Source organism: uncultured Thiodictyon sp. (assembly GCF_903946935.1).
GTDB lineage: Bacteria > Pseudomonadota > Gammaproteobacteria > Chromatiales > Chromatiaceae > Thiodictyon.
In genome coordinates this window covers 1-5519 of the sequence record NZ_CAJAXH010000283.1, presented here as the reverse complement: position 1 = coordinate 5519, position 5519 = coordinate 1, and the positions used below count along the sequence as shown (strand labels likewise).

At 62.6% G+C, this 5519-nt stretch carries 6 protein-coding genes and 1 tRNA gene; 1 reads left to right on the top strand and 6 read right to left on the bottom strand.

The window, feature by feature from the left end:
• Positions 1 to 194 precede the first annotated feature (194 nt).
• Positions 195 to 271: transfer RNA gene (locus QZX93_RS24715), tRNA-Met, on the top strand.
• Positions 272 to 383: 112 nt separating this feature from the next.
• Here the strand turns inward: QZX93_RS24715 and QZX93_RS24710 are convergent.
• The 6 genes from QZX93_RS24710 to QZX93_RS24685 form a co-directional block, all read right to left on the bottom strand.
• Positions 384 to 824, bottom strand: coding sequence for a PEGA domain-containing protein (locus QZX93_RS24710; protein WP_295383895.1), 441 nt, complete (start codon positions 822 to 824; stop codon positions 384 to 386).
• Positions 821 to 1963, bottom strand: coding sequence for a glycosyltransferase family 1 protein (locus tag QZX93_RS24705; protein ID WP_295383894.1), 1143 nt, complete (start codon positions 1961 to 1963; stop codon positions 821 to 823). Before QZX93_RS24705 ends, QZX93_RS24710 begins: the two co-directional genes overlap by 4 nt.
• Positions 1960 to 3132 carry a glycosyltransferase family 4 protein gene (locus QZX93_RS24700; RefSeq protein ID WP_295383893.1) on the bottom strand — a complete coding sequence of 391 codons (1173 nt, stop codon included), beginning with the start codon at positions 3130 to 3132 and terminating at the stop codon, positions 1960 to 1962. The genes QZX93_RS24705 and QZX93_RS24700 overlap by 4 nt, the downstream gene beginning before the upstream one ends.
• A gap of 71 nt (positions 3133 to 3203) precedes the next feature.
• Positions 3204 to 4178 (bottom strand): hypothetical protein, encoded by a 975-nt coding sequence (locus QZX93_RS24695; protein WP_295383892.1) that lies wholly within the window; start codon positions 4176 to 4178, stop codon positions 3204 to 3206.
• 107 nt (positions 4179 to 4285) lie between these two features.
• A complete protein-coding gene (locus QZX93_RS24690; protein ID WP_295383891.1) occupies positions 4286 to 4972 on the bottom strand; it encodes a hypothetical protein in 687 nt (228 codons plus the stop codon).
• A 124-nt stretch (positions 4973 to 5096) separates the two neighbouring features.
• A partial coding sequence (locus QZX93_RS24685) for a hypothetical protein (protein ID WP_295394999.1) occupies positions 5097 to 5519 on the bottom strand: 423 nt, incomplete at its 5' end.

Sequence of the window (5519 nt, the reverse complement as noted above, 5' to 3'; positions counted from 1 at the left end):
TTGTTGAGAGCCGTTCTCAACTGGGAGCCGTAGCGACCCGAGGTCGGCCGCGTCCGCCACACCACGCCCGCGCTTCAGCCCCGCCTCATCCCGCCCTAACCTCGCGGCGCCGGCCAAGAACGTCGCAGCGCAAACGGCTCGCGACGCGTGCGGGTTGACTCCCGGCGCCCGTATCACTAAACTGCCGGGCTCTTGGCTACATAGCTCAGCTGGTTAGAGCATCGCACTCATAATGCGAGGGTCCCCGGTTCAAATCCTGGTGTAGCCACCAAATAGAGGCGTAAAAAAAAGCCGCTTCGAGCGGCTTTTTTTTGCCTGGCGGGCGCACCCACCATGCCCATCACGTGCGCGACCGTCAGACGTTGGATAGACCCTGCCCGCCGCTAGCGGACAGCGGCCGCCGCTTCGGCCTCTGCCTCATTTGTCTTGGCCGGGTTGTTCATGAAGAAGGTCAGGCGCTTGGGCAGGGGCGGGACCTGCAGGTGTTGCTCCTGGCGGGCCTGCCCTGGATAGAGCGGTTGGGCCACCACGGTGACTGCGCGGGTGTTGCTGGAGAACCACAGATAGCGCTTCAGCGGTGTCTTGCCGACATAGTCCCCATCCACATAGATGTCCGCCGGCGTTGGCGATGAGTCGATCGCCACCAGGTCGTTGGACGCCCCCGGGGGGATGTAACGGCAGGGGTCCGGCAGGGCGACGCAGTGCGCATCCGCCGCGTCGCAGCGCGGTTTGGGTCCGGCGCTGCAATCCAGGTTGGCGGTGGCACAGCCGCCGGCCAGGGTCGCGAGGGCCATGACCAGGGCAATCTTGGGTCCGCTGGTCACGTGGCCGCGGCCGCTTCCAGTTCCTCCAGAACGCCTTGGGCGGCGGTGTCCCAGGTGAAGTGGGATGCCCGCTCGAGCCCCGCCGCGATGAGGCGTGTGCGCAGTTCCTGGTCCTGGAGTAGGCGCGCAAGGCTCGCGGCGATGGCTGGTACGTCCAAGGGATCGAAGAGCAGCCCGGCGTCGCCCACCACCTCCGGGATGCTCGAGGCATTGGCGGCGCAGACCGGGGTTCCGCTGGCCATGGCCTCCAGCACCGGGATACCGAAGCCCTCGAACAGCGAGGGGAAGGCCAGCGCGTCCGCGGCGGCATAGAGCGCCGGGATCACCTCATCGGGGACGAATCCCGGGAAGACCACCTGCTCGGTCAGTCCCAGTTCGCCCACCCGCGCCTTGATGATCTCGGCCCCGTTCCAGCGCCCGCCCACCAGGACCAGCTTGTGGGGCAGGTCGGTGTCGCGTTTGAGCGCCGCAAAGGCCTCCAGCAGGCGGACGTGGTTCTTGCCCGGGTGCTCCAGGCGGGCGATATAGAGCACATAGGGGTCGGGGATCTTGAGTTCCGCCGGCAACTGCGCGCGTGCCGCCGCGCGGGGGCGGGGGGCGAAGCGCTTCAGATCCGCCCCGTTGTAGATCACCCGGATGCGCGCGGCGGGGACCCGGGCGAAGGATTCCAGGTCGCGGCGGGTGGACTCGCTCACCGAGATGACCCGGGTCAGGCGTCGCATCATCCGCGGCAGGACGCGCATCACGTAGAACATGCGCGCCGCATCGTATTTCTGCGGGACGTGCAGCTGGGAGAAGTCGTGCACGGTGCCGACGCTCGGTACCCCATAGGACCAGGCGAGCCGCCGGTTGCCCGCGGGCATGAAGACCGCATCGCAACCATGGCGCCGCAGCATGACCGGCAGCATGAAGAGGTGCCAGAAGATGCTCGCCACCGGGTGGCCGGTCCAGTCGGGCAGGGCGATCACCCGCAGGCGCGGGTGCCAGGTCTGCACCCAAGCGGCGTCCGCCCGATTGATGAAGGCAACACAGTCGTGTTGCGGTGCCAGGTCCACGAGGCGCCCCACCACGTTGGCGGCGTACTGGCTGATGCCTGACTTACCGCTGTCGGTGCCGAAGGCCGAGATGCCGATCCTCATACCGCTGCCCCCAAGATGTCGATCAACCGGTCCAGATACTGGGCGGGCTGGAACTGTGCGCGCACCCGCTCAAGCCCCGCCTGGCCGAGGCGCGCGGCCCGCGCCCGGTCACCCAACAGGGCGGCGATGGCCGTCCCCAGGGCGGCGGTATCGCCGGGAGGTGCCAGGATACCGGTCACGCCATCCACGAGCCAGTCCGGGATGCCGCCGACGGCGAAGGCGACCACCGCGCGCCCCCTGGCCATGGCCTCCACCCCGACCATGCCGAAGGGCTCCGGCCAGCGCGACGGCACGACACAGACGGCGGCACGGGCATAATAGGCCTCCAGTGCCTGGTGCGGGACCCAGCCGGCGAAGGTCACCCGCTCGGCGATCTTGAGCTTGACGGCCAGGGCCCGGCAGGCGTCCAGGTGATTGCCGGTGCCGACCACGGTGGCGTGCCAGTCGCCGGGGACCCCGGCCAGTGCCCTGAGCAGCAGGTCGACCCCCTTGCCGCGGATCACTTGGCCGACGAATAGCACCTCCGGCTCCGCGGACGGTGGGACCGGTCGCGCGTCGGCCAGGGCCGCGGGGATAGGCGGGACGATCGCCACCCGCTGCGGGTCCAATCCATTCATCACCAACTCGCGTTGCATCCAGCGGCTGCCGACCATGAGCCGGCGTACCTCACGATTGGCGCGGATGGCATCCTTGACCCCGCTCAGGCCCTTGAATGCGATGGGCAGGGCGGACCCCGGTGCGGCGCGCTGCACGCAACACAGATGGATGTAACAGGCGGACCCCGCCGGGAGGTCGCAGACTCGGCCGGTGAGCGGAAAATATTTGTGCCGACGCAGACACACCAGGTCGTGGTCGTGGACCATCCGCACCGTCGGGTAGCGCCGCGCCAGTTCGGCCACCCGTGCCGGGTCCTCGACCTTGTGCAGGAAGAGGATGTCGGGGGCGAAGCTGGCGATCAGTCCGTCACCGGTCCCGGTCTGCTCGAAGGCCGTGAGGTAATCGGCTTGGGGTTCAAGGTCGGCATGCAGCAGCCCCTGAGGCCAGCCCCGGCTCGCTAGCCCGCGGGCGGTGTCGTGGAGGATCTGCTCGACCCCGCCATAGAACCCGGCGCGTTCATGGACATGCAGGACCCGTAATGCAGTACCGGGGGGGCGGGTTGTTGTGGGCATAGGGTCTCCGATCGGCAATGGGGTAGACCGAGAAAGAGAATCGGCGGCAGGGTCAACGATGCTCAGTCCATTCACGCCGCGGTTGGATCGGGCGGGGGCGTTGCCTTCCAGTCTGCGCCCTGTTCGCCTGATTCCGCGTCCTGTTTTGGCGTGCCACCAATCGGGGCAGCCAAATCCTGCCTGCCTTGTCGGATCCTTGTGTTGGGCGGCATCGCCAAGTCGTTGCGACGGACAATATAGCGGCGTGTTTGGCCCCGACGTTGATAAAACCAGCGCCCGAATTCATCTACGCCAAAAAGTGTGCGGCGACGGCTGGGGAAAATGATCCCGTCGCACACACCGATGCCCCCCAGTTGATTGCGTAGCCGCTCCAGCCCCAGATAGTCCGCTGCACAGGGCCGTTCGTAGCCGAGCCCGTGATGGGGGCCGGAGTGGGTCGCCAACCAGTTGCGGCGGGCGATATAGCGCAGGCGCTGCCCCCGACGTTGATAAAACCAGCGCCCCCATTCATCAACGCCATAGCGGGTGCGGCGACCGCTGGGGAAAAAGACCCGGTCGCACACGCTGATGCCCCCCAGTTGGCTGCGTAGCCGCGCCAACGTTAGATAATCCGCTTCTGAGGGCATCTCGTAGCCAAGCTCATTCCGGGGGCTCGGATGGGTATGGAAACAGGGCAAGACCAGATAGCTGGGCGAAAAATTAAGATAGAACCCTAGATCCGAGAAGGCTCCCCCAACGGTGCCGCGGGTGATCAGGGGGAAGGGCAAGCGACGGCCACGTTCGTAAACGAGATCCAGGGCAAACTCAGCGCCGATCTGATCCTGGAGGGCCACGGCCAGTCCGGGTCTGAGCGGCCCCACGGCGCTTTGGTTATCGTCGGGCAGAACCACGAGCAAGTCATTCAGGTCGCGGAAGCGGCGGGCGGCCGTGAGCCGTTGGTCGCGGCTGCGCAGTACCTCCAGAAAGAAGTCCGCCAGTGCCTGGTTCTTACCGGGCAGCTCCATGGCGATAACGTCACTGACCGCCGCCAACATTGCCGTTTGCATCTGGCTGTCCTCCTTTGCTGTCGCTATGCGCTGTCAAACTTCCGTGGAGCTTGAGCCGCTCAATTTCGTGCATCATATCTGCTCTCATTTAGCCTTCCAAAATGCAACTAACCCGGATGATAGCGACCATCAAACGATATGAAATGACGCCTATCATATCGATATACAAAGAGCAGTAAGTCGGCTCCCGGAAGCAAATTAAAATTCACCAACCCGTACTTGTGGTGAAGAAAATGATACTGCTGCAGAAAACGAAAAGATCCACTCTGTATAAGTGACTGCCGGGGGCCGTTAGCGCCAGCCGATAATTCATTCACGTCGACATGCAGCAGCGGATGGATATACTTAGTCATCAATAACGGAAGTAGCCCGATCATTATCCCCAACAGAACCCAGCGCGGCGCCAGCAGGGCGCACAACACCGAGTTCAAAAGCATGGGAAAGGCCGCAAACGTGAACAGCTCCCAAAACCCGGTAATGGTCGTCCCGTAACCGTTGCTCATCAGCCGTTTCCGAATCTCGCCCTTCAATCGTTGGTCCAATCTCTGACGCTGTAAGGGGCTATCAAACTGCACCCAGTAGTTGCTGACAAAGGTGCGGCGATGATGGACGCGATTATGATAGAAAAATGCCAGCCGCAGCAGGTCGCCGAACCCTCCCCAGTCGCGCCAGCGCTGTCTGGCGTGTTTGCCCGCGTGCAGGATTTGCCAGTGCGCCAGCGATTCCCAAGCACTGGCAACCAAGTAACTCAAGAACAGGCACAACAGCATCGTCAGCTCCCGATGGTCGGTCATTCAAGGTTCTGAGGATAGGAGTGCTCCTCTCCCGGCTTTGCAATAAGCGGTTACCTACTCGGCAGGGTGATCAGTATCGCTCACATCAAACAGTCCCGGTGGGAAAGCAGTCGAGTCCGGTTCCTCACGCCTTTACGTTCCGGGGTGTGTACTTAGACTTGCTCGCAGCTATGCCAAGTTCCATCTGACCTAAGGCATCAGATTGTTGAGTTGCTGCCCAGCTATAATATTCCGGAAGCGCATCAACTTCTCTCGCTACCTCTTTCAAAGAGAGTCTTCTAAGTATTTCTGTTGTGATAGGTCGTTTTTCGTCCCAGAATATCATTGACCCCAGGAATTCGAGAGCAATATCCGATGTCAGTAGGCGATAAATAAAGCGAGCCTCTTCTTCTGAATCAAAAGACAGGAAATTGACAGTATCGTCAAATGCAACAGGCTTCCCGTCTAAAGGGCCAATAAGATTAAAATTCAATGTCTTGTAAAGGCCTGATATTGCGATCTTCCATTTTTTGAACGAATAAGGGCCTACCCCAAATATAGAAAAATC

Bases quoted from the DNA above. Each gene is read 5' to 3' on its own strand.
- QZX93_RS24690 (WP_295383891.1), bottom strand. From the start codon at position 4,972: ATGACCGACCATCGGGAGCTGACGATGCTGTTGTGCCTGTTCTTGAGT.
- QZX93_RS24705 (WP_295383894.1), bottom strand. From the start codon at position 1,963: ATGAGGATCGGCATCTCGGCCTTCGGCACCGACAGCGGTAAGTCAGGC.
- QZX93_RS24695 (WP_295383892.1), bottom strand. From the start codon at position 4,178: ATGCAAACGGCAATGTTGGCGGCGGTCAGTGACGTTATCGCCATGGAG.
- QZX93_RS24700 (WP_295383893.1), bottom strand. From the start codon at position 3,132: ATGCCCACAACAACCCGCCCCCCCGGTACTGCATTACGGGTCCTGCAT.